Below are 21,507 nucleotides of genomic sequence, written 5' to 3'. Positions count from 1 at the left end.
GATGCTCTATAGACGATCCGTTTTTTCTTGTCAATTTCTTGCTCTTAGATTAGTCTCCTTCGTCTATGAGTTCTTTTCTAGAGTATGTCCAAGACAGGATGAAGGTTTGCGGTCCTCTTACGTTCAAAAATATGTTCGGAGGTTTCGGAATCTACTCCGGCCCCCAGATCTTCGCCATGGTGATAAAAGACAATCTGTATTTCAGAGTCGGTCCGAGCAATCAGGCGGAATATGAATCCGCGGGTATGGCTCCCTTTACCTATTCCGGAAAAGACGGAAAATTGGTGAGAGTATCCTATTGGCAGGTCCCCGAAGAAGTTCTGGAAGACGACGAAGATCTTCGCTTTTGGTTCCAGAAGGCCTTGGCCGAAGCGAGAAAAGCGGCAGCTCCTAAGAAGAAGGTTCAAGTTCGCAAGACTCCCAAGAAATCCGTTCGCTCGACCAAACCGACGCCTAAAAAGAAAACCGCACGGAAGAAATCCAAGTCGGCCCCCAAGAAGAAGACTAGTAAACGGAAAGTTCCCGCGAGAAAGAAGCGCAAATCTTAATATGATTTTTTCGTTTTGTAGGAGTTCCCACAAAACGGCGTCTCGTCGCTCTAGAGATTGCGAATCAATATGCGGCAGGGATGCGGAGGGTGCGACGCAGTCTCGGCACGAGACCGAAGCCCGAAGCAAGCCCGGTCCCGGGTCCTGAGCTTGTCGAAGGATCGCGGGAGCCGCCCAAATCGCTTTTATAGTTTTTCATTTTACTTTAATCCTCCCGGTTTAGGATTAGGGTATGAAGTCGACTTTGTTTAAAAGTCTTTTAAGCATGGCACTGCTTTCAACGCTTGTGCTTTCTTTTAACTGCGGTCCGACTTGCGAGGCAGATCCTGTCGGAGTTCCTACGTCATCCGAATCTTCCCCTTGTCACCAAGAAGGTAACGGGTAAGGTCCGGGATGCGAATGGGATTCCGGTTCGATTTCCTTGGAAAAGGTGGATTCTCCCGCTTTCAAGGTCTTCCTACAAACGGCAGATCTAAATTTCATTTCGACCTATTCGTTCCGTACCAGACTCGAAATTTCTTCGACTCTTTGCGTATCCTTATTCGAGGAGTTGTTTCCCGGGTCCCGCAATTCCTCCGAGTTATCATCCATACGGTTATTGATTTAAAATCTCTCGTTCAATTCATACGAATAGAGAGGTTTTTATGCGTCATCTACGCAATATTCATTATATTCTAATTTTATTAATTCTATTTTCTTCCGAAACGTCGCCGACCTCCGCAAAAAACGGAAACGAGCTGGACCTAAGAGGAATCATCGAAACAGCGGAGAAGAATTCCCCGTTACTCACCGCACTTCATTCGGATCTGGAGTCCTTATTCTTCCGGAAAAAGCAGGAAGGCAAGACCCAGAACCCTTCCGTCACTTTGGATTACGGTCAAAGAACCGCGGCCAGCGAATCCGGCTCGGAATACGCCATGCAGATAGAGCAACCGATATATTTCCCGGGAAGGAAGGAACTCCGACAATTGCTGGTCGATAACGATTCCAAGATCAAGGAAATCCAAAACATTGAAGCCGCGAATTCCATACGCTTAAACTCGGTCAAATTCGCGTATAGGTATCTCGTAGCCGCCGATAAGCGGAATCACGTCAAGGAACGATTGAGAAGGCTTTCTTTGATAGAAAGTTACATCAAGGCCCGTCCGTTCGTTACTCCTCAAGCCAAGACGGATCTGTTCATCATCGAGACTAGAATCCTCGCACTGAGAAAACATTTCAACGACTTGGAATTGGGAGCCGCCAAGGATTACGAATCCATAAACTTATATCTGATGGCGAAATCGGTCCCCGTTCTAAGAATTCCTTTTTTCGAGGACGGAGTAAAATTCGACTTCGATGACATGCAAAAAAAGGCGGTCATCCACAATCCTTCCATATTGGCGGCTCAGGGAGAATTGGAAAGAGCCAGGACGGAACTCAGATTGGCGAATCTGGAAAAATATCCGGACTATTCGGTCATGAGCCAGGTCGGAGAAGACCGGTCAGGGGTCGCCAACCGATTCTACGATTTCGGCATAAAGTTCCGACTTCCTGTCTGGGACCAATTCCAGAACAAGGTCGCTTCCGCCGAAACCAATCTTAAGGCAAAACAAGACAGATTAACCCATCAAGAAAATCTAATTAGAACTTCCTTTAGACAGGCATTTCTGGATTACGAGCAAGCAAAGAAGAATCTGCAACTATACGACCTAAAGAAGTTGGACAGGATCGACAAGGACCTGAACTTCGCGGACTTGGAATTCAAAAAAGGAAGAATCCAATTAATCAGCTATTTGGAGTTGGAAAATCAACTCCATGAAGCACATCACGCGATTCTGGACGCGCAAATGTCCCATGTGGAAAGCCTCCTGAATCTTTTGTATATAACGAACGAAAAAGAAATCGTAGGTATTTTCGATAATGCTGTCCAGACTTTTGAATATCAGCCTAAGTAATCCTTATCTCTCCGTAGGAATCGTAGTTTTTCTATTCCTATTCTCTTTCTTCACCATCCGGGAAGTTCCGATAGACGCGGTTCCCGATATCACCAATGTCCAGGTGATCGTAACCACCGCGACGGGATCCTTGGATCCGGAACAAGTCGAGAAAGTGGTCACATTTCCTTTGGAGACGGAACTTCTAGGACTTCCGAACCTAATCGACGTTAGATCCGTTTCCAAATACGGTCTCTCCAATATCTCGTTGATCTTTAAGGAGAGTACGGATATCTACCAAGCCAGATCTATGGTATTGGAAAGAATTTCCAGCGCTAAGGACAAACTTCCTAAAGGTCTCTCTCCCAAAATCACTCCGAACACGACCGGTCTAGGAGAAATTTTCTTTTACTCCGTGGAAGCGAAGCCAGGGTCCGCCTTGGATAAACTTCCCGAAAAATTGAAGTTATTGCATTTGAGAACGATCCAGGATTATACGGTTCGCCCTCAACTAAAGGCCCTCGTTCCGGGTATCGTGGAAGTGGACTCCAACGGAGGATATGAAAAGGAAATCCATATCGATTTGAACCCTTCCAAAATGAAACGTTGGGGAATTCCCATAGACCAACTAGTACAGGATTTATCCACGATAGGCGAAAGCTTCGGTGGAGGTTTCATAGAACAAAACGATAAGATCTCCATCGTTAGAGCCTACGGAATCAAGAAGAATCTGAAGGAACTCTCTTCCGTTACGGTAAGAAGGACTCTGACCGGCGCCTCGATTCGGGTCGAGGATATAGCGGAAGTAAACGAACACGGCAGCCTTAGATTAGGAGGAGCCAGTTCCGAAGGAAAGGAAATCGTACTCGGCACCGCTCTCATGTTGAGAGGGGAGAATAGTTACAAGGTCAACGAAGATCTGAACCAAGCGATTTCCAAACTCAAACTACCCGAAGACGTAACGGTTAAGATTCTTCTGGAGAGATCCTTTCTCATCCAATCCACGATCCAAACTGTATTGAAGAACTTGGCCGAGGGAGCGATCCTCGTGATTCTCACCCTCTTTCTGATTCTTTTGAATCTGAGGGCCTCTCTGATCGTAGCGATCATCATACCGGGGTCCATGCTTCTTGCCGCGATCTTCATGAGAATATTCGGAATTTCGGCGAATCTGATGAGCCTAGGAGCTATCGACTTCGGATTGTTAGTCGATGCATCCATTGTGATTACGGAAAACGTATTGAGCAAATTCGAAAAAGGAACCTATCGAGACAAGGAGGCAAAGAAGAAAGCTATTCTGGAATCTTCCTTGGAAGTCCTGAAGCCTGTATCCTTCGGAATTTTAGTGATCATGCTTGTATACCTCCCCATTCTTACTCTCGACGGTATCCCGGGAAGAATGTTCCGTCCGATGGCGGAGACCGTTTTACTTGCCTTAGGCTTCAGTATGATCCTAGCGGTATTTCTTCTGCCTCCCCTTCTTTACTTCTTCCTTTCTCCCGAGAATGTGCAGTCGCATAAGCCGAAGAAAGAAAGTAAGATCGTCCAATTCTATGCAGCTCGACTTCCTTCTCTTCTGGAGAAACCCGGTAAAATCGTGATCTGGTCCGCATTATTCTTTGCGGTGACCCTTTTCGTATATTCCAGAATGGGAACCGTATTTCTCCCCAAACTGATGGAAGGAGACCTCATGCTGGTCATCGTTCGGGAAGGAAATACAGGAATCGAAGAAAGCCTTAGGGAGCAGAAAGAAGTCGAAAAACTTCTCATGCAGATGCCGGAGATAAAAAGCGTATTCTCTCGTATAGGCACAAGCTCCGTGGCCAACGACCCGATGGGTCCATTTAACGCGGATACATTCATTATTTTGAATAAGGAATCTCTTACGGATCTGCTATCCTCCGGGAAATGGGACGACTTCCTGACCCGCGTCCGAAAAAAGGTAAGCGATAAATTCCCGGAATCGGAACTTACGTTAAGCCAGCCCTTGGAGGCTAGATTCAACGAATTATTAGAGGGGAGTCGCGCGGATATCAGCGTTCGAATTCTGGGAAAGGATCTAAATACTCTACTAAGATTACAGGAATCCCTCAAAGGAACCTTGGCGAGCATTCCGGGAGCCGCGGAAGTGGAACTGGATCCAATCATGGCACTTCGGAATTCCAGCGTGATCGATATCGTCCCCGATCCTACAAAATTAAAATATTATAATATTTCACTTCCTGCCTTCAATTCGGCGGTAGAAAGCTCCATGAGCGGATTCGAGCTGGGAGGATATTACGAAGAAGAGGTAAGATTTCCGATTAAGATCTGGATCTCGGAGGAATTTCGGAATCGTGAAAAAGAGATAGGAGAGATCGATGTAGGTACCAGCGATGGAGGTATGATTCCCATCAAACTTTTGGCGTCCATTCGTAAAGAGGACAAGGTGATGACTATCTCGCGCAATCGATCCAGGAGGTTCGTCGCCGTTTCGGTCAACTTGAGAGGTAGGGATCTGGAAGGTTTTTATTCCGAGGCAAAGGAGAAGGTATCTAAATTGGAAATCCCCGAAGGTTATTCCTTATTTTGGGGAGGCCAAATCGAGAACCTAGCCAATGCGAAATCCAAATTGGGCCTGATCATCCCTTCCACACTTTTCATGATCTTTACCGTTCTCTATCTGGGACTGAAATCGGTAAAGCAGGCCTTGCTCGTATTCTTCTGCGTCCCATTCGCATTAACGGGCGGGATTTGGTTTCTATTTTTAAGAGGAATGGATCTGAGCGTTTCGGCATTCGTAGGATGTATCGCTCTTTCCGGAATCGCGGTATTGAACGGTCTTGTGAAACTCGCAACGATAGATCGGATCCGAATCGAGGAAAAACTTTCCGTTCGAGAAGCGGTATTGCAGGGAGCCGTAAGTAGGATCCGACCGGTCATCATGACAGCCCTCGTAGCCTCCTTAGGATTCTTACCCATGGCGTTCGGTAGCGGATTAGGCTCCGAGGTGCAGAAGCCTTTGGCCACGGTGGTAATCGGGGGAATCGTCTCTTCTACGATTCTCACCCTCATATTATTACCCGTATTCTATTACTGGTTAGAGAAGGAGTCTCGATGAAAAGGGAAGGGTTTGTCTTTTTAATAAGAAAGAATAGACGATAAATTTATTATTTCCATAAATCGGACCTCTTGTAAACTCATGCCCATCCGAATTCTGCATGGGAATCCGAGAGGTCCCAAAATGGAAAATCCAAGGCAAGCCTTCGCTCGGGCATCGGCCCAAGACCGAAGAGCCGGATCGAATTTTGGATTGCAATTCACAATGGTGCCATTAGCTTATCCGCAGGAAAATACTCATGCGAAATAACGTATCTCTCTTTTACATTTCATTCTTCATTTTCACCGCGTCGCTTTTACTTCATTGCGGAAAATCCCAAGAGAATGACCTATGGGCTCTTCTCTTAATCAATCAAAATCCAGAAGTTGTCCAGCCCGAAGCCCCTCTTTTCTCTCCGGCGGGAGGAAGTTCATATTCGGGAGGACAGTCGATCACTATCAGTTCGATCACTGCAAGCTCCAACATATACTATACGAAGAACGGATCCAATCCGTCGGCATCCGACACGCTCTACTCGGGACCCATCACTTGCTATATCCCTGCCTTTACCCTAAAAGCCGTAGCAATAAAAGACGGTATAACTTCCGCGATTAGCTCTTCCGGATTCAACTGCAATATTTGCTCGATGAATAGCCAATGTCCAGGCTCCGTTTGCTCGAGCGGCTTTTGCCAATAATCCTACAAATCTCCAAGCGAGCCTTCCTTTCTCAAGCGTAAGGAGAAGTTCCGATTAAAATTGCCCGCTTTTCAAAACTAAATCAGGAATCCTTTAGATATCTTCCTATCATCTGTGATAAAATCTATACGAGAAGATAAATGAGAATAGGACTCCTTAAGCAATCGCGGGAATCTATCTCCCCAAGCTCGGAGCAAAAATCGAGTCCTTTCTTTTATCCGACTCGTAATAATTCCCTTAGGAATAATTGCTGCGGAAGACTTTCCAAAAGGATCGCATGGTCGGAAAGAATCGAATGAAGACCTCGGAAAATAAAAAAGATCGTCCGGACACTCACCCCGGAAATCCGGCGGAGAATAGGATTATAGATAAGGGAAAAGAGCTATTTCTCCTAAGCGATTCCTTCGAAGGCGGCCCTTTTAGTTCCTACAAAATATTTTCCTTCGGTCTGCGATTCATGGATCACAGGCCTAGATTAAAACTCCAGGCATTCCGTTTCGCGGACCTATTTCCGAGCTTGAATTCATTATCCTTAATATCGAAATACATCCGCTTGTACTTCCTATCTACACCGGTGGAATTACCTAGGATCCTATTATTTCCTCTCGCCCTAGTGCTTTCCAATCCGATCAGCTCCGCCCTCGCGGCATGGGGCGCTAAGCTGGGAATTCGTCTGGTGGCCCGTTTCTTCATATTAGGAACAAATTATAAAGAAGGAAGGGACAAGATTCTTTCCAGATACGAAAACGGGGTAAGCACGACAGTCGATATCTTGGGAGAAGCCGTTCTATCCGAAAAGGAAGCCCGGGAATACTCACGTAAGTATCTCGAGTTACTGGAAGGGATACACTCCGACTCCGAGCTCTCCAGAATCAGGAGCGAAAATTTCCGAAACGAGCCGGTAGGCAATGTTTCCGTGAAATGCTCTTCTCTCTATTCTCAATTGGATCCGTTAGCCCATTCTTCCTCCGTATCCGCCCTAAAAGAAAGATTAAGACCGATTCTTAAGTCGGCTGTGAACAAGAATATATTCATTAATCTGGATATGGAACAGTACGAGACGAAGGAGATCCTACTCGATACCGCAATGCAAATATTCTCCGAACCGGAATTCGCGGACTATCCCCATTTCGGAATCGTAATCCAAGCCTATTTAAGGTCCTCTCAAACAGACTTACGTAGAATCATAGAATATTCTAAAAAAAGAAAATATCCTCTGACGATCCGCCTGGTTAAAGGGGCCTATTGGGAATACGAAATGACCCAGGCTTTACAGAAAGGTTGGGAACCTCCCGTCTTCCTGAAAAAAAACGAGACGGACGCAAATTACGAAGAATGTACCGTAATACTTCTAGACGCGTATCCCTTCATCCGTCCCGCATTCGCTTCGCATAATATAAGAAGCCTGGCATCCGCATTAGTTGGTGCCGAAGAAAGATCCGTTCCTAAGGATTTCTTCGAAGTTCAAATGCTCTACGGCATGGGAGATTCCTTCAAGAAGGCGATTCGATCCTTAGGCATAGGAGTCAGAGAATATTCTCCTATCGGGGAAGTGATCCCCGGTATGGCCTATTTGGTCCGAAGGCTACTAGAAAATTCCACGAACGAAGGGTTTCTAAGAAACATAAACGCGAATAAAAAGGATCGGGAAAAACTCCTATACCTGGATACGGGAAAAGCAATATGAGCGATAACGGTAAGCATTCCATTTTTCAGAACGAGCCATTAAGGGATTTTTCCAAAGAAGAGGAAAGATCCGCGCTATTCTCCGAAATCCAAAAGGTGAGAAAAGAGCTCCCCTTTCGTTTCGGTCCGGTGATTTCCGGAAAAGAAATCCGAACCGGCGAAATGGCGGTATGGACTAATCCGGCCCGAACTTCGGAAGAGATCGCAAGAACACATTACGCTAGCATAGAAGATGCGGAAAGAGCGGCCAAAGAAGCAACTGCATACTCTGAGACCTGGAAAAAGACCGATCCAAAGGAAAGAATTTCCGTATTAAAAAAAGCGGCCAAACTCATAAGAGGGAGAAAAAATCGGCTAAGCGCCATTCTCTCCTTAGAAGTCGGGAAAGGAGCCAAGGACATAGATGCGGAAATCGCGGAGGCCATCGACTTTTGCGAATTTTACGCCGAAGAAGCCGAAACCGTTTTTCAACCCAGAGTTCGCAATCTACCGGGAGAGGAAAACGCTTACTCTTACATTCCCAGAGGGACCACTTTAGTCGTTGCTCCCTGGAATTTTCCGTTGGCCATTTTATGCGGGATGACGGTTGCGCCGTTAGTGACTGGAAATACAGTCCTTATGAAACCGGCGGAACAATCCTCCGCCATCGCTTTCGAATTCTTTAATATTCTCCTAGAGGCCGGAGCTCCCCCGTCTTCCATACATTTTTTACCCGGCAAGGGAGAAGAAGTAGGAGCCTATTTAGTTCGACACCCATCCGTTCATACCGTCAATTTTACGGGTTCCCGCGCGGTTGGGCTCGGAATGATCCGGGAAGCTGCCAACCAAAATTCAAAATTCGTAAAAAAGGTAATCGCGGAGATGGGAGGGAAGAACGCCATCATCGTGGACGAGGATGCGGATCTAGACGAGGCGGTAAGCGGAGCATTGCAATCCGCCTTCGGTTTCCAAGGGCAGAAATGCAGCGCCTTGTCCAGATTGATTTTGGTGGAGTCCTGTTACGAACCGTTTAAGAGACGTTTGGTGGACGCTCTCCAATCCTGGAAGGTGGGCGCTCCAGAAGACCCTTCGGTTAAGATCGGTCCGGTGATCGATTCCGAAGCGAAACAAAGACTGGAAGAAATCGCCGAACAATTTCGGAGTTCTATTCTAAGCAAATATACGATACCCGAGGATCTGAAAAACTCCGGTAATTTCGTTGAGCCGATCGTTTTCGAAAGCAAGGACCCTTCTTCTCCGTTGGGACAAACTGAATTCTTCGGTCCCTATCTGACTCTTTTTCGGGCTAAGAATTTCGAAGAAGCGATTCGGATCGCAAACGATGTGGACTATGCGCTTACCGGCGGTGTGTATTCTCGAAATCCTAAAAATATAGAAGCGGCCAAGAAGGATTTCGAAGTCGGAAATCTTTATATCAACCGAGGAATCACGGGAGCTATCGTGGATAGACAACCATTCGGAGGATACAAACTATCCGGAGTGGGAGCTAAGGCGGGAGGCCCCGATTACTTGAGGCAGTTTTTAGAACCCGTTAGCATTACGGAAAATACCATGCGTAGAGGTTTCATTCCCGAAACATAAACCTCGGTTTTATTCTTGACCGATACTTTGAACGGGATTCTCTTTCCTCCTTTATAAGGAAGGAAGAATGAAGATCGTTTTAATCCATGGAATGTGGTGCCGCGCGGAAACTTTATCCGCTTTAAAGGATGCCCTAACTCAGGCAGGGCACGAGGTCTTCGCTCCCACCCTACCCTTCCATGTTCCCAGTTCCAACCCTCCCCCCGAATTGGGAAGTTATAGATTGGTTGATTACGTTTCCTATCTCACCAAGGAAATCAAAGCGAAGGGTTGGGAAAAGCCCGTATTGATCGGGCATTCTATGGGAGGCTGGCTGGCTCAGGCCTTGGCGGCGGAAGGACTTGCGAGTAGACTCGTGCTCTTCGCTCCTGCGGCACCCAGAGGAATATTTCCGTTAGGGATCGCACCGTTATACACATTGCTCGAAGTTCCTTTCAAATGGAAGTTCTGGGCCAAACCCTTCCAACCCACGTTTCGAGGCGCCAACTTCGGACTATTAAACAGGATCCCCAAAGAAAAAAGAAGAGAACTTTATAATTCCTTAAACTGGGAATCGGGAAGAGCCTTGTTCGAATTGGCTTTCTGGTTTTTCGATCCCTTTGCAGGAAACAGGATAGACGCAAATAAAGTGGATTGCCCCGTTCTAGTTCTCGCAGGCAAGGAAGATAGAATCATACCGAATCGAGTCACCAAAGCCATAGCCAGAAGATACTCCAACTCGGAATACGAAGTTTTCCCGGGACACGCGCATTGGTTAGTGGATGAGCCGGGAAAAGAAAAGATATACTCGGTCATGCTGGATTGGTTAAAACGAAACTCGAAGTGAATCAAAAAAGATGAAAGACGAATTAATCTCTTTAGCGAAAACTGCGGCCAAAAGCTCCGGAAAGATCCTACTATTTTCCTTTCTAGCCTTGGTATTAGGGCTCATATTCAACGTGATCTTTTTAATACTTTGCATACCGGAAATGAAGTCCATCGTATCCCAAATAGGTGCCATGCCTATCGCAAGGGCCGGAGGGATCGGAGCCGTGATTGCGCTCCTATTCCTGCTCATAGGGATGTGGCCTATCGTATTACTGATCACTTCTTTCGGACTAGGCTTCCCGATCGCATATTTACTTTCCGTAAAGTCTCATATGATGAGTCGGGAAATCGCAAAACTCATATCGGAGCATAAGGGTTGGTTCGTGGATAATATTTCCCGATTTGCAACCAATCAAATCTGGAAAAAAGTCGATTCGGAAAATCCGGGAGCGGTCAAACAAGCTATCTTGGCGAAATTGAAGAATATTCCGGCACTTCTAAACGAAGAGGATTCTTGGCCGGCAATCGTTCGAATTTTCGTACGCAAGATATTAAAGAGCTTACATCTGGAAGAAATAGCCAGAGAAATAGTCGAAAAGCATTCCGAAAACGAATCTTTCACAAAAGAATCTCTGGAAGAATCCCTCAATAAATGCTTCCACAAGGCGATCGACGAGAGACTCGAACCTTCTCCGCCAATTCTACTCTATTCTCTCATTGCCTTGAACCTGGGAATTTTTCTTTTCGTCAAAATACTCTATTGAGCGATTTCGAAAAGGAGAGGATGTCGTTTTTTTACGTGTAACTCCCACTCGCTTTGTAGGAACTATTCGAAGAAATACAAATGCAAATCTTCCGGATCCTAATACCAATATTCCTAATCGGAATCGGATGCGCTCCTTATGAAGAAATGAGTATGAGCGGAGAAGAAGCCTTGTTGCGTCTCAAAGCGTCCGGAACTTCTTACAGAGAATTTCCTATCGTTCCGGAAGACGATTCCATCCATTGGATCGTCCAAGGATGCGAAGAAGGCTCTATAAGAAGAGTCTTGGTGTTTGTACACGGATCTCCCGGAAATTGGGCGAATTATCTACGTTATTTCGAAGATCCGGAGCTACAAAAAAAATATTGTCTACTCGGAATGGATCGACCCGGATTCGGAAAATCTCCCAAGGCCATCCCGGATGTGAATGCCCAAGCGGAAAAGCTGGTTACTTCCCTATATTCGATCTTGGGAAAGGAAAAAAAGAAAAATATAATATTACTCGGACATTCCTACGGAGGGCCGGTCGCGGCAAGAATGGCGGTGATTTCTCCGGATAGAATCCGATCTCTGATTCTACTCGCTCCGGCTATGGATCCGGGAACCGAAGAAGTCAGATGGTACAATCGTATAGCGAAAATAATCGGACCGCTTTTAGGAAAGGACTGGAAGAACAGTAACGAGGAAATGCTGCCTTTAAAAGAGCAATTGACCGAGATTGCTCCGGATTGGAAAAAAATACAAGCGGATACGATCGTCGTTCAGGGAGAAGAAGACGGATTGGTTTCTCCTGAAAATCTGGAATTTGTACGGAAGAATTTTCCTCCCCAAAGAATCCTTAAAACCTATTTGCTTACGGGAGAAGGTCATTTCATACCCTGGAAGAGATTCGATTTAGTTAAGAAAATTCTTATAGAAGATCTCGCCCCATAAAGAAAAAAAAATCTACATCAAATAGCGCTTTCCGATATTGTCCCTCAGATTCGGATTTGCTCCGTTGCGAATGAGTAGATCGGAAATTTCCGCAAGTCCGTCGTAACTATAGGAAATATGCAATGGGGTCACGCCGTTCGAATCTCTAACGTTCGGATCCGCCCCATAGGAGAGAAGAAGTTTTACCGCATCGAGTTTCCCATTCTCGACGGCTATATGCAAAGGATAAATACCGAAAGAATTCGACCGATTCGGATCCAAGCCACAGGAAAGTAACTCTTCCAAATAGTAAAAATCGCTCGTGTCCGAGCAAGATACGCCTAAAAGCATGGAAGAAGCGTCCAGGAAATCCTCTTCCTTTCTTAATCCGATTAATAGGTTCCTAAAATCCTCCAACTTCCCGTCGGAAATGGCCGAGACGAATTCTCTCATCTTAGTCCGATATCCGTAACTACGAATTGCATCCAAAATAGTCTTCATATCTTGCCCTCTCGAATTCCCTTTATAACCTATTTCTCGGAATCCGAATTGTAAAAATGGGACATCTTTTTATAAAAATCGAACCATTCTTTCGGAGAAATCCCAGAGATCTCCTTAAATTCCTTTATTAAATGGGGTTGGTCGGAATATCCGCTCTCCAAAGCGATATCCGTCAATCTAACATGTTCATTTATGTTTTTATAATGCATCGGATTGCGAACCAGGGTTAAGACTCTATGCAATTTTCTAAAATCCTTGGGAGAAAGTCCGTAGATCTTTTTGAATTTTCTATCCAATTGTTTACGAGAAATTCCAAGCGCTGAAGCTAACTCATCGACCCTCGCGGCTTTTTTTAGGGCCTCTAAAGCCGATTTCAAAAAATCGGGAATTTCTCTCTTCTTCCCCATATTAGAGCGTAGAAAAGAATCCAAATGAGCGGAAAGATCGGAGTCCTTCCGATATATTCTAAAATTCTTATCCGACCCAAACTCCAAGACTTCCGACACAGGAGGAAAGCGATCGGAAATTTCCGCCGAGGAAATAGAATATAGCTCCCATAAGGCACCGGGATGAAACCGAATCGATGCCAGTTCCAAAGGCGTTTTAGATTCAACTTTCCATCGACGAGTCTGAGGGCCGATCCAATGAACCCGATCCAAATTATAACGGGAAGAATCCGGAAAGAGAAGAACGGGAGGCTCCGAAAAATGAAATACCAGCTCCGGCTCGTAAGAAGGAAGGATCCATGGTAATTCGGAGGATCGAATTCCTTCCCATACCCAGTATTCCTTCACAAAATCGGATAAATCTTTCGCTGGAGAGATGAATCTAATCATGAGCTTAGATGAGAATATTCCGGCAGATAGAATACGTCCAGAGAAATCCAGAATGCTTACGCTCTTGATCGCCCTTCCGGAAAGAGAAAAAAGATTGCAAAACTTATTCAATAACCAAATAGTTATATAAAATACTAAGAATATGCTCTGAGAGAACTCAAAAAAGGAAGGTCGGAGATGAAGGAATTGAAAGTAGAAGCCAAGGGAGATCGGGAAATAATAATGACCCGAGTCTTCAACGCGTCTCGGGATCTAGTGTATGATTGCTTTACCAAGCCGGAACTTTTAAAGCGTTGGTTGTACGGTCCCGAAGGCTGGAGCCTAGCGGAATGCGAAGTAGACCTGAGAGTAGGAGGAAAATACAGATACCTCTGGAGACATATAAAGACTGGAGAGGACATGGGGGCAGGAGGAGTTTATAAGGAGATTCAAACGCCCGAGAAGATCGTGTGCACCGAAGCTTTCGACGAATCCTGGTATCCGGGAGAGTCCATTCTTACGAATCTATTCATAGAAAAAGCGGGCAAGACGACCTTCTATTTAACCATTTTATATGAATCCCGAGAAGCCAGAGACATCGTCATCAAATCTCCGATGGAAGGCGGAGCGGGCCAAAGTTACGACAGACTCGCAAGTTTGCTAAAAGAGCTATCCGCCTAATGTCCTTAAGCTCTCAGCGAATCGTTCCCACCGACGGAAATTCGAAAAATTTCAGTTCTTGCCGTAAGCTTCTTGAAGAAGTTGGATATTGATCTTTTTCATTTGAAGCATAGCCTGCATGACTCTGGATGATTTTGCGGGATCCTTATCCGACAAAAGCTTGCCCAAAATCGGAGGAACGATCTGCCAAGAAATCCCGAACTTATCCTTGAGCCAACCGCAAGGTTGTTCTTCCCCGCCTTCGCTTAACTTGCTCCAAAAATGATCGATCTCGCTTTGAGTTTCGCAACTCACAAAGAAAGAGATAGCCTCCGTAAATTTAAACTGAGGCCCCGCATTCAGAGCGATAAAATCCATGCCGTCCAAAGAAAAACTCGCGGACATCACGGTTCCCTCCGGAAAAGGAGAGTCTTTCGGATAACGACTCACATCGCCCACCTTCGCGTTCTTAAAAATGGACGTATAGAAATTCATCGCCTCTTCCGCCCGACCGTCAAACCAAAGGAAAGGTGTAATCTTCTGCATATTCATCTCCGCAACTCTATTTATTTCATTTCTATAATATTATACTTTTGTACCGTAAAGCATGGCACCCAGCCAGCTGCAAGGAAGGGAAACAACTATGAGACCGATAGAATACCAAGCAGGTCCCATTCCCCCCATAAAAATAGCTCCTAAGGAGCTAATGACGACCCCGATAAAACCCAAGATTAATGCGTGAGTCATCGGCTTACTCGGAGCTAATCTCGCGGCGATATAACCGCCCATGATACCCGTTAAGACGCGGTAAACGGAAGCCACGGCCGCGTGAAGATCGTTCAGTTTCTGGTCCCAACCCGGAAAAAAGCGGATCCCATGAAGAATAATATCTATGATCGTAGTCACCACAAAGATCGCCAAAAGAGCGGCAAAAACCGCCCAAACACTTTTCCAAATTTTCTTATCCATACTCGACCTCTCTAACTCAAATTCATAAATATTAGAAACGACTTCGCGAAAAGGAAAATCACTTAGATTTCTTAGAAAGCCTCGATCTCTTTATACCTTTTTCCAACTGTAGGACTTCCAACAATTCGTCCAATTTCTCAAAGCGTGCTTCCCAAAGCTTACGGTAAGATTCTAACCATTCGTTCGCTTCCCCTAAAGGAGTCGCTTCGATACGACGAGGGCGGCGCTGTGCCTCCGAACCTTGGGAAATCAGGCCCGCTTTTTCCAACACCTTCAAATGTTTGGAGATGGCGGGCTGACTCATCTTAAATGGTTTGGCCAGATCCGTAACGGAAGCCTCCCCATTTGCCAACCTTGCAAGAATGGCGCGTCTTGTAGGATCCGCTAAGGCCGCAAAAGTCGCGTCCAAGCGATCTTCTTTTTTTAGAGCATAACCCATATTATATATAACCATATGGTTATATTAAAGTAGAAAGCAAGTATTTTTTATAGGGCGTTGCCCTGCCTTCCGGCCGGGCCAGGCTCCTACGGGTTCGGGCGGAGGCCCTCATCCCTTCGGGACTAAAGCCCTTCGGATCCTTAACGCGGACAAAATGGAGCGATGGACATTTGGATAGAAACTTATCCAAGAATAGGGTAAAAAAGCCGTACATCCCGAGAAATTCCTGTCCTTCCACCCTGAGAATACCAAATAGAGAGATGGAGAAAATCCGAATCGGAGGAAACAAATGAAAGAACCGGGACTTAGAACTAAAGCAATTCATGGCGGAGAAATCCCGGACCCGATCACGAAGGCCAGTTCTCCCAATTTAGTGATGTCCACTTCTTTTCTAACAGATCCGGATGCCTCCTTCTCGGTGGAAGGAATGGACGAATCCTCTTACTTTTACACGAGATGGGGAAATCCAACCGTAAGGCAATTGGAGCAGAAGTTATCCTCACTAGAAAATGCGGAGGATTGCATCGCTTTTGCCAGCGGAATGGCGGCCGCTTCGAATTTGTTCCTACATTTATTGGAGCCGGGAGACCAACTCATTCTAAGCGACGTGTCTTACGCCGCGGTATCCGAATTAAGCAATCATCTATTGCCCAAGCTAGGAGTAGATGTTTTACGGATCAATCTCTCGGATCCTGAAAATCTGAAGAAAGCGATCACTCCCAAAACAAAATTAGTATACGCGGAAACTCCCTGTAATCCGATCCTTCGGCTCACTCCGCTTGCCGAAATAGCGGAGATTCTCCTATCATCAAAGGTACCTCTCGTTGTAGATTCCACATTCGCAACTCCGATATCTACAAAACCGTTGGAGTTGGGAGCTGACTACGTAATCCATTCCTTATCTAAATATATAGGAGGCCATGGCGATGCAATCGGAGGAGCAGTCCTCGGAAAAAAAGAAAGACTCGACCGAATGAGGATAGATGCCATCCGCAACGGAGGCGTACTGAGTCCTTTTAACGCATGGCTGATCCTAAGAGGAGCCGCCACGCTTCCCCTCCGAATGAAAGCTCACGAAGAAAACGCATTCGCGGTCGCAAAGAAGTTGGAAGAACATCCTAAAATTCTGCAAGTCACTTATCCGGGCCTTCCCTCTCACCCGCAACACGGACTGGCCAAATCCCAGATGAAAAATTTCTCGGGAATGATAACCTTCCGAACACAAAATCCGAAAAAGCTCGCAAAACTATTTTCAGAAAAACTTAAATACATCCACTACGCGGTTTCTTTAGGGCACCATAGAAGTCTGATTTTTTATCTCTCCACAGACGAGATCCTGAAAGATTCTTTTCGACTCAGTCCGGCTGAAGAGGCGGAATTTCGTAAATATGCGGAAGAAGGGATCTTTCGTTTCTCGGTCGGTCTCGAAGATCCTGACGATCTCTGGGAAGATCTGGAGAGTGTATTGGAGTTGTTGTGAGGGATGGGGGCATTGAGGTAAAGGGTTTTCTCTTTTTGCAAGTTAAAGGGCTTTTTTATCTTTCATCTGAGAACCGGAGCGTTGTAATTCTTTTTGGATCCGAGGCCAATCAAAGATTCCATCCCGCCTGATCCGGTAGGACAGCTCCTCCCATTTGGAAACATAAGGTCTACTTGACGCTCTTGCTTTCAAACAGATTTGTAGAATCTCTCCGTATGTTTTCTCGAAAAACCAAGAGTTGGGGATGGTTATAATAAAATCATTTTTGGCGACGGATCGGATTTTTATATCAGATAGTCGATCGCCTTCCCCATTTATGCGATCCAAATCCCCAGAAAGCACATCCATGTTGATTCCGATTTTTTGTTTTACGATTCTTTCAATTGCCAGATCGTTTACTCCCATCTCCATCCGAGTCTCCCATAGATTCGAAAGATGGATCCGGCGAGAATGAATGGAAGGGTAAGGAATCCCAAATCTATCCGAGATTTCGTTCTCTAAATGCGCTTCAACTTCAAGCTCTTCGGAGGAGGCATAAAACTCCGGAGTAGAAATCACGAAATAGACGATACGATTCTCCCGGGTCGCATACCACCAATCGCCCGGAATGTACGGCTTGGAAAATTCCCTTTCTTCATAAACGGAATTTTTCTCCCGGGCTTCTTTCGGAGTTTGGTTTTGGACTTCCGACAAATTATGAAAATCAGGAGTGGAGAATTTCCATTCTCCAATAGTAAATGCATCCGGATCCCGACGCCATTTCTTATGGGCCCTCTTTGCTTGCAGAAGATCTTTTCGTTTTTGTTTCATCGATTATCATCCAGTCCTTCTTTTCCTGATCCGTAAGACAGGAGAAAGAAAGCCTTTCAGTTTAATCCAAGGGAAGGAATGGCAAGCGATTAATAAGAAATAAGCAATGAATATATCGTAAGAATATGCCGATTAGCGCCTTTCTAAATGCAATCGGTCATGAGAGATCGACTATTCGAAAACTCGGAAATATTCCTGAAAAATGTAGATACGATTCCTTTGCCCACCCGTAATTTCTTTTAAAATATTCAATCGAACAAAGTCTTCTATGAGACTATAAGTAGAGACCAAGGATTGCCCGGTAATCTCTGCGACTTCCACAGGACGAATCAAAGGTTGATTGAATAATCGCAGCATCAAAACGAGAGCAGTATTCATCTTCTTACCCAATTTAGGAATTCGTTTCGTCTCGCAATCCTTCTTAAGTTCTATTATTTTCTTCAAACCAGCGATAGCCTTATTAGACGTTTCCAAGGTCCCCATAAGAAAAAAACGGAGCCAGCTCCTCAAATCGTGCCGAGTACGGACCGACATTAGATACTCATAATAATCGGACCGATTTCGATCGAAGAAATCGGATAAATACAGAAGAGGCTTTTTCATAACTCCGGCATGAATAAAATATAATGTAATCAAGAGACGACCGATTCTTCCGTTGCCATCCAAGAACGGATGAATTGTTTCAAACTGATAATGAGCAAGAGCGATTTTAATCAGATGAGGCAATCCCGTATTTTCATTATGAAGAAAGTTTTCCAGATCTCCCATAAGAGGATTTACGTCTTGCCAAATCGGAGGAACAAACAAGGCGTTCTTAGGAGAAGAACCTCCTATCCAATTTTGGCTAGAGCGAAACTCACCTGGAAGCTTATGTTCTCCTCTCACCTCGGTCAACAAGGTTCGATGCGCTTGCTTTAAGAGCCGGGAAGACAAAGGTAGGTTCGACAAACCTTCTATAGACTCATTCATCGCAGAAATATAATTATTCACTTCCTGCCAATCGTCCCTTTTTTCCGGTTCCACCTCTTCGACGTGTAAAAGCGCTTCCTCCATTTTCGTTTGAGTTCCCTCGATCTTACTCGAAACGGTCGCCTCTTTGATTACGTGCAGATAAATGAAGTGATCGACATCTGGGACGATTTCCGCATACCCATTCAACTCACCCAGCTTTAAGTTCGCCTGCTCCAAAAGCGTCTGGAGTTCTACTTCGTCGAACCGATACGTCCCATTCAGAAATTCCGGCCGAAATGCACGGAATCCTAGTTCAGTATTCACAAAAGAACCGGATTTGAACTTCATAGGAAGGAGCATCTTCAAGAAGGTTAAATAAGCAAGGAGATTATTTAAGTTTATGGAGATAAAGTTAAATAAATAAGAAGAAAGAAGCCGCTAAAATTCATTTGATTCATATACTTAGTACCTATATAGTATGCATGAGGACAGATGATTACAGCAAAAGCTAAAATCAACCCTAGCCTATTGACCTGGGCAAGAAAGGAATCTGGTCATACAGTTGAAAGTTTGGCCTTAAAAGTGGATACCAAGCCAGAAAAACTTTTGGACTGGGAAAAAGGAGGCTCCTTACCTTCTATGAGTCAGGTTAGAAAGCTAGCCAATTGCTTAAGACGACCCCCTGCAATATTCTTTCTCGCTACCCCACCGCCATCTGAAAATAAGCCGAAAGATTTCAGAAAAAATCGCTCCGATAATCAATTTCTACCAGAAGCTTTATTTATGTTTCGATGGGCAGAATCTAGAAGGGAAACCGCAGCTGAATTGGCAAAAGAATTAGACGTTAAGCCTTTTTCCTCCTACCCTTCTGCAACCCATATATCTAATCCAATCTCTCCGATAGCAGATACATTGCGCTTTTTAGATTTTAATAGAGAATATCAGTATAAAAATCAGAAGCCGGAAGAATTTCTAAAATACTGCATAAGTCTTCTTGAGTCCAAGGATATCTTAGTTTTCCAAACTGAAAATATTAATCTAAGCCAATTTCGTGGGTTTAGCATCCCGGCCCTACCATTTCCTGTAATCGCAATTAATTCCGAAGATTCTTATCACGGAAGAATCTTTACTCTTTTTCATGAATTAGGTCATATCTTGTTACGCGAAGGAGGAATTTGTGATTTAGAATTTGAGGACAAAACTCCGAAGAATGATACCGACAAGATTGAAATCTGGTGTAATCAATTTTCCGCAAATTTACTCTGCCCTAGTGAGGAAATTTACAATTTTATTCAGGAAAACTATGATCCAAAAACAAAAATTCAAATAAAGCAAATCGAAGAACTTAGTAAACATTTCATCGTAAGTCGAGAGGTAATCGCCAGAAGAGTTTTCCAACTAAGACTTATTAGTGAGAATGAATATAAAAAATTTAGAAGAGAATTTCAAAAAGATTGGATCAAATACAAAAATGCCCGCAAGGAAAAGAAAGGTGGGGGTGGAGTAAACACTCATTTATATACCAATTTAAATCGCAATGGTCGAAAATACTCTTCTATAGTTTTATCTGCTTATAACAATAATCTTTTAAATCCCCTCCAAGCAGGTCAATTTCTCAATATACGTACTCAATATTTAAATTCTCTATCCGGAATAGTGTTCGGATCTTAAAGTAATGCCAACCCAAAAGTATTGTATGGATACGAGTTCGTATATTACTGCGTGGTGCCATCATTACTCGCCCACAATTTTTGAAAGTCTTTGGAAGAAAGTCGGCGAAGCCCTGAATCAAGGAATCATTATCTCACCGAGAGAAGTATTAGACGAATTAGAAAGAGGGTCCGACGATCTACTCAAATGGGCCAAACTCCACAAACCTGCCTTTATAGAATTGGAAGAAAAACCCCAAGAAATTCTTTCGGAGATCATGAAGTCCCATCCTAAAATCATCGATCTAAACATTGCAGAGATCCAAGCCGATCCCTACGTTATCGCATTAGCGAAATATACTGATACAATTATTGTAACTGAGGAAAAATCGGCTGTCGACTCCAAGAAAAAATTAAAAATTCCAGATGTTGCTAGAGATTACAAAGTCAAGTGCCTTTCTTTTGGCAAGCTGATCGAAATGGAAGGCTGGAAGTTTTAAAGGTTTCCAACTGTCTCTTTTACAGAAGAGCTAAAAGAGTTCTGAGACCAAGCCGGAATGGAATGAAAATAGTCGAAATGGTTTAAAACTTTCAAGAGGTAAGAATGGGAGTGTTAAATATGATGGAGACAACAGAATATATGAATAGTAGAATTTGATTCCTTGCGCAAAAAATTGCAAATTAAATATCTAAAAATCAATCCGTTAGTTCCGATTATAGAAAAAGAGTCCATGAAGATTCTAATCGACACCAACATACTGATTCCCCTCGAACCAGTTCACGGCGAGGATATAGAGCCGAAACGTCAGTCAGCATTAGATTTCACTTCAATCTGTAGAAACAATAATATTGAAATTTTCCTACATCCTGCGGGAAAAAGGGACATATCAAACGACAAGGATCAGGTACGAGGCAAAATCCGATTAGAGGCGTATCAAAAATATAAAGAACTGCATAAACCACCAATCTTATCAACGGAGATGACTGAGATCATCGGAAAGCCAAGACCTAATTCGCATGATGAAATTGATATAGAGATGCTTGCCTCCGTCTATCATAACGCAGTCGATTATTTCGTTACAGAAGACCAAAACCTGAGAAAGAAAGCTAAGTCTCTTGGGCTTCAGGACAGAGTCCTCAGTCTAAACGAAGTAAGCGACCTGCTTTCGAGATTATTTCCCGGCAAGGTCCAAATACCTGAAATAGTCGAAAGAACATTCGTCTATAATTTGGATGAAAAAGAT

Annotated in this window: 21 protein-coding genes (1 of these 21 running past the window's edge); 14 read left to right on the top strand and 7 right to left on the bottom strand. The window is 44.4% G+C overall.

Going from position 1 to position 21,507, the window contains the following annotated elements; genetic code table 11:
- Positions 1-65 precede the first annotated feature (65 nt).
- The 9 genes from LEP1GSC061_RS12380 to LEP1GSC061_RS12340 all read left to right on the top strand — a co-directional run bounded on the left by LEP1GSC061_RS12380 (position 66) and on the right by LEP1GSC061_RS12340 (position 12,010).
- Positions 66-548, top strand: coding sequence for a TfoX/Sxy family protein (locus tag LEP1GSC061_RS12380; protein WP_040508688.1), 483 nt, complete (start codon positions 66-68; stop codon positions 546-548).
- Positions 549-1,192: 644 nt separating this feature from the next.
- The gene (locus tag LEP1GSC061_RS12375) at positions 1,193-2,485 is read left to right on the top strand and encodes a TolC family protein (RefSeq protein ID WP_016545787.1); all 1,293 of its coding nucleotides are present in this window, start codon (positions 1,193-1,195) and stop codon (positions 2,483-2,485) included.
- A complete protein-coding gene (locus LEP1GSC061_RS12370; protein WP_016545778.1) occupies positions 2,451-5,564 on the top strand; it encodes an efflux RND transporter permease subunit in 3,114 nt (1,037 codons plus the stop codon). The genes LEP1GSC061_RS12375 and LEP1GSC061_RS12370 overlap by 35 nt, the downstream gene beginning before the upstream one ends.
- Positions 5,565-5,802: 238 nt before the next feature.
- A complete protein-coding gene (locus LEP1GSC061_RS22145; protein ID WP_016545801.1) occupies positions 5,803-6,240 on the top strand; it encodes a chitobiase/beta-hexosaminidase C-terminal domain-containing protein in 438 nt (145 codons plus the stop codon).
- Between the two features lie 295 nt (positions 6,241-6,535).
- Complete coding sequence (locus LEP1GSC061_RS12360; protein ID WP_016545781.1) at positions 6,536-7,927, top strand: proline dehydrogenase family protein; 1,392 nt, start codon at positions 6,536-6,538, stop codon at positions 7,925-7,927.
- On the top strand, positions 7,924-9,507 hold the full coding sequence (locus LEP1GSC061_RS12355; RefSeq protein WP_016545809.1) for an aldehyde dehydrogenase family protein: 1,584 nt from the start codon (positions 7,924-7,926) through the stop codon (positions 9,505-9,507). Before LEP1GSC061_RS12360 ends, LEP1GSC061_RS12355 begins: the two co-directional genes overlap by 4 nt.
- A gap of 67 nt (positions 9,508-9,574) precedes the next feature.
- Entirely contained in the window at positions 9,575-10,333 is a 759-nt protein-coding gene (locus LEP1GSC061_RS12350) for an alpha/beta hydrolase (RefSeq protein ID WP_016545808.1), read from the top strand.
- 10 nt (positions 10,334-10,343) lie between these two features.
- The gene (locus LEP1GSC061_RS12345; RefSeq protein WP_016545776.1) at positions 10,344-11,078 is read left to right on the top strand and encodes a hypothetical protein; all 735 of its coding nucleotides are present in this window, start codon (positions 10,344-10,346) and stop codon (positions 11,076-11,078) included.
- An 80-nt stretch (positions 11,079-11,158) separates the two neighbouring features.
- Positions 11,159-12,010 (top strand): alpha/beta fold hydrolase, encoded by an 852-nt coding sequence (locus tag LEP1GSC061_RS12340; RefSeq protein WP_016545784.1) that lies wholly within the window; start codon positions 11,159-11,161, stop codon positions 12,008-12,010.
- 12 nt (positions 12,011-12,022) lie between these two features.
- On the opposite strand, the gene LEP1GSC061_RS12335 is transcribed toward LEP1GSC061_RS12340, so the two are convergent.
- Positions 12,023-12,490, bottom strand: coding sequence for an ankyrin repeat domain-containing protein (locus LEP1GSC061_RS12335; RefSeq protein WP_156844555.1), 468 nt, complete (start codon positions 12,488-12,490; stop codon positions 12,023-12,025).
- Positions 12,491-12,519: 29 nt separating this feature from the next.
- Positions 12,520-13,326, bottom strand: coding sequence for a helix-turn-helix transcriptional regulator (locus tag LEP1GSC061_RS12330; RefSeq protein ID WP_016545790.1), 807 nt, complete (start codon positions 13,324-13,326; stop codon positions 12,520-12,522).
- Positions 13,327-13,503: 177 nt separating this feature from the next.
- Between LEP1GSC061_RS12330 and LEP1GSC061_RS12325 the strand changes: the two genes are divergently transcribed.
- Positions 13,504-13,986, top strand: a complete 483-nt coding sequence (locus LEP1GSC061_RS12325; protein WP_016545780.1) for an SRPBCC family protein — start codon at positions 13,504-13,506, stop codon at positions 13,984-13,986.
- A gap of 51 nt (positions 13,987-14,037) precedes the next feature.
- Here the strand turns inward: LEP1GSC061_RS12325 and LEP1GSC061_RS12320 are convergent, their stop codons facing one another.
- The 3 genes from LEP1GSC061_RS12320 to LEP1GSC061_RS12310 are packed head-to-tail and all read right to left on the bottom strand — an operon-like array spanning position 14,038 to position 15,373.
- Entirely contained in the window at positions 14,038-14,511 is a 474-nt protein-coding gene (locus LEP1GSC061_RS12320) for a VOC family protein (RefSeq protein WP_016545805.1), read from the bottom strand.
- Between the two features lie 39 nt (positions 14,512-14,550).
- Positions 14,551-14,934 carry a hypothetical protein gene (locus LEP1GSC061_RS12315; RefSeq protein ID WP_016545825.1) on the bottom strand — a complete coding sequence of 128 codons (384 nt, stop codon included), beginning with the start codon at positions 14,932-14,934 and terminating at the stop codon, positions 14,551-14,553.
- Positions 14,935-14,992: 58 nt separating this feature from the next.
- On the bottom strand, positions 14,993-15,373 hold the full coding sequence (locus LEP1GSC061_RS12310) for an ArsR/SmtB family transcription factor (RefSeq protein ID WP_016545774.1): 381 nt from the start codon (positions 15,371-15,373) through the stop codon (positions 14,993-14,995).
- Between the two features lie 289 nt (positions 15,374-15,662).
- On the opposite strand from LEP1GSC061_RS12310, the gene LEP1GSC061_RS12300 reads away from it, so the two are divergent.
- Positions 15,663-16,853, top strand: coding sequence for a trans-sulfuration enzyme family protein (locus LEP1GSC061_RS12300; protein ID WP_016545791.1), 1,191 nt, complete (start codon positions 15,663-15,665; stop codon positions 16,851-16,853).
- Between the two features lie 42 nt (positions 16,854-16,895).
- On the opposite strand, the gene LEP1GSC061_RS12295 is transcribed toward LEP1GSC061_RS12300, so the two are convergent.
- On the bottom strand, positions 16,896-17,663 hold the full coding sequence (locus LEP1GSC061_RS12295) for a hypothetical protein (RefSeq protein WP_016545807.1): 768 nt from the start codon (positions 17,661-17,663) through the stop codon (positions 16,896-16,898).
- A 171-nt stretch (positions 17,664-17,834) separates the two neighbouring features.
- Positions 17,835-18,962, bottom strand: coding sequence for a Fic family protein (locus tag LEP1GSC061_RS12290; RefSeq protein ID WP_016545792.1), 1,128 nt, complete (start codon positions 18,960-18,962; stop codon positions 17,835-17,837).
- A 144-nt stretch (positions 18,963-19,106) separates the two neighbouring features.
- On the opposite strand from LEP1GSC061_RS12290, the gene LEP1GSC061_RS20855 reads away from it, so the two are divergent.
- From LEP1GSC061_RS20855 to LEP1GSC061_RS12275, 3 genes are all read left to right on the top strand, one after another.
- A complete protein-coding gene (locus LEP1GSC061_RS20855) occupies positions 19,107-20,285 on the top strand; it encodes an ImmA/IrrE family metallo-endopeptidase (protein ID WP_016545819.1) in 1,179 nt (392 codons plus the stop codon).
- A gap of 4 nt (positions 20,286-20,289) precedes the next feature.
- Positions 20,290-20,763 (top strand): DUF4411 family protein, encoded by a 474-nt coding sequence (locus LEP1GSC061_RS12280; protein WP_040508683.1) that lies wholly within the window; start codon positions 20,290-20,292, stop codon positions 20,761-20,763.
- 231 nt (positions 20,764-20,994) lie between these two features.
- Positions 20,995-21,507 carry the start of a GNAT family N-acetyltransferase gene (locus tag LEP1GSC061_RS12275; RefSeq protein ID WP_016545811.1) on the top strand. Its footprint extends 954 nt past the window's final position, so 513 of the gene's 1,467 nt are visible here — the first part of the coding sequence; the start codon lies at positions 20,995-20,997; its stop codon lies beyond the right edge, outside the window.

Source organism: Leptospira wolffii serovar Khorat str. Khorat-H2, from assembly GCF_000306115.2.
Lineage (GTDB): Bacteria > Spirochaetota > Leptospiria > Leptospirales > Leptospiraceae > Leptospira_B > Leptospira_B wolffii.
Note: the sequence above shows the minus strand (reverse complement) of the source record. Positions and strands in the feature narration are given on the sequence as shown.

Excerpts from the sequence above, each read along its gene's own strand:
- LEP1GSC061_RS12380 (WP_040508688.1), top strand. The coding sequence starts at position 66 with ATGAGTTCTTTTCTAGAGTATGTCCAAGACAGGATGAAGGTTTGCGGT.
- LEP1GSC061_RS12375 (WP_016545787.1), top strand. The coding sequence starts at position 1,193 with ATGCGTCATCTACGCAATATTCATTATATTCTAATTTTATTAATTCTA.
- LEP1GSC061_RS12370 (WP_016545778.1), top strand. The coding sequence starts at position 2,451 with ATGCTGTCCAGACTTTTGAATATCAGCCTAAGTAATCCTTATCTCTCC.
- LEP1GSC061_RS22145 (WP_016545801.1), top strand. The coding sequence starts at position 5,803 with ATGCGAAATAACGTATCTCTCTTTTACATTTCATTCTTCATTTTCACC.
- LEP1GSC061_RS12360 (WP_016545781.1), top strand. The coding sequence starts at position 6,536 with ATGAAGACCTCGGAAAATAAAAAAGATCGTCCGGACACTCACCCCGGA.
- LEP1GSC061_RS12355 (WP_016545809.1), top strand. The coding sequence starts at position 7,924 with ATGAGCGATAACGGTAAGCATTCCATTTTTCAGAACGAGCCATTAAGG.
- LEP1GSC061_RS12350 (WP_016545808.1), top strand. The coding sequence starts at position 9,575 with ATGAAGATCGTTTTAATCCATGGAATGTGGTGCCGCGCGGAAACTTTA.
- LEP1GSC061_RS12345 (WP_016545776.1), top strand. The coding sequence starts at position 10,344 with ATGAAAGACGAATTAATCTCTTTAGCGAAAACTGCGGCCAAAAGCTCC.
- LEP1GSC061_RS12340 (WP_016545784.1), top strand. The coding sequence starts at position 11,159 with ATGCAAATCTTCCGGATCCTAATACCAATATTCCTAATCGGAATCGGA.
- LEP1GSC061_RS12335 (WP_156844555.1), bottom strand. The coding sequence starts at position 12,490 with ATGAAGACTATTTTGGATGCAATTCGTAGTTACGGATATCGGACTAAG.
- LEP1GSC061_RS12330 (WP_016545790.1), bottom strand. The coding sequence starts at position 13,326 with ATGATTAGATTCATCTCTCCAGCGAAAGATTTATCCGATTTTGTGAAG.
- LEP1GSC061_RS12325 (WP_016545780.1), top strand. The coding sequence starts at position 13,504 with ATGAAGGAATTGAAAGTAGAAGCCAAGGGAGATCGGGAAATAATAATG.
- LEP1GSC061_RS12320 (WP_016545805.1), bottom strand. The coding sequence starts at position 14,511 with ATGCAGAAGATTACACCTTTCCTTTGGTTTGACGGTCGGGCGGAAGAG.
- LEP1GSC061_RS12315 (WP_016545825.1), bottom strand. The coding sequence starts at position 14,934 with ATGGATAAGAAAATTTGGAAAAGTGTTTGGGCGGTTTTTGCCGCTCTT.
- LEP1GSC061_RS12310 (WP_016545774.1), bottom strand. The coding sequence starts at position 15,373 with ATGGGTTATGCTCTAAAAAAAGAAGATCGCTTGGACGCGACTTTTGCG.
- LEP1GSC061_RS12300 (WP_016545791.1), top strand. The coding sequence starts at position 15,663 with ATGAAAGAACCGGGACTTAGAACTAAAGCAATTCATGGCGGAGAAATC.
- LEP1GSC061_RS12295 (WP_016545807.1), bottom strand. The coding sequence starts at position 17,663 with ATGAAACAAAAACGAAAAGATCTTCTGCAAGCAAAGAGGGCCCATAAG.
- LEP1GSC061_RS12290 (WP_016545792.1), bottom strand. The coding sequence starts at position 18,962 with ATGAAGTTCAAATCCGGTTCTTTTGTGAATACTGAACTAGGATTCCGT.
- LEP1GSC061_RS20855 (WP_016545819.1), top strand. The coding sequence starts at position 19,107 with ATGATTACAGCAAAAGCTAAAATCAACCCTAGCCTATTGACCTGGGCA.
- LEP1GSC061_RS12280 (WP_040508683.1), top strand. The coding sequence starts at position 20,290 with ATGCCAACCCAAAAGTATTGTATGGATACGAGTTCGTATATTACTGCG.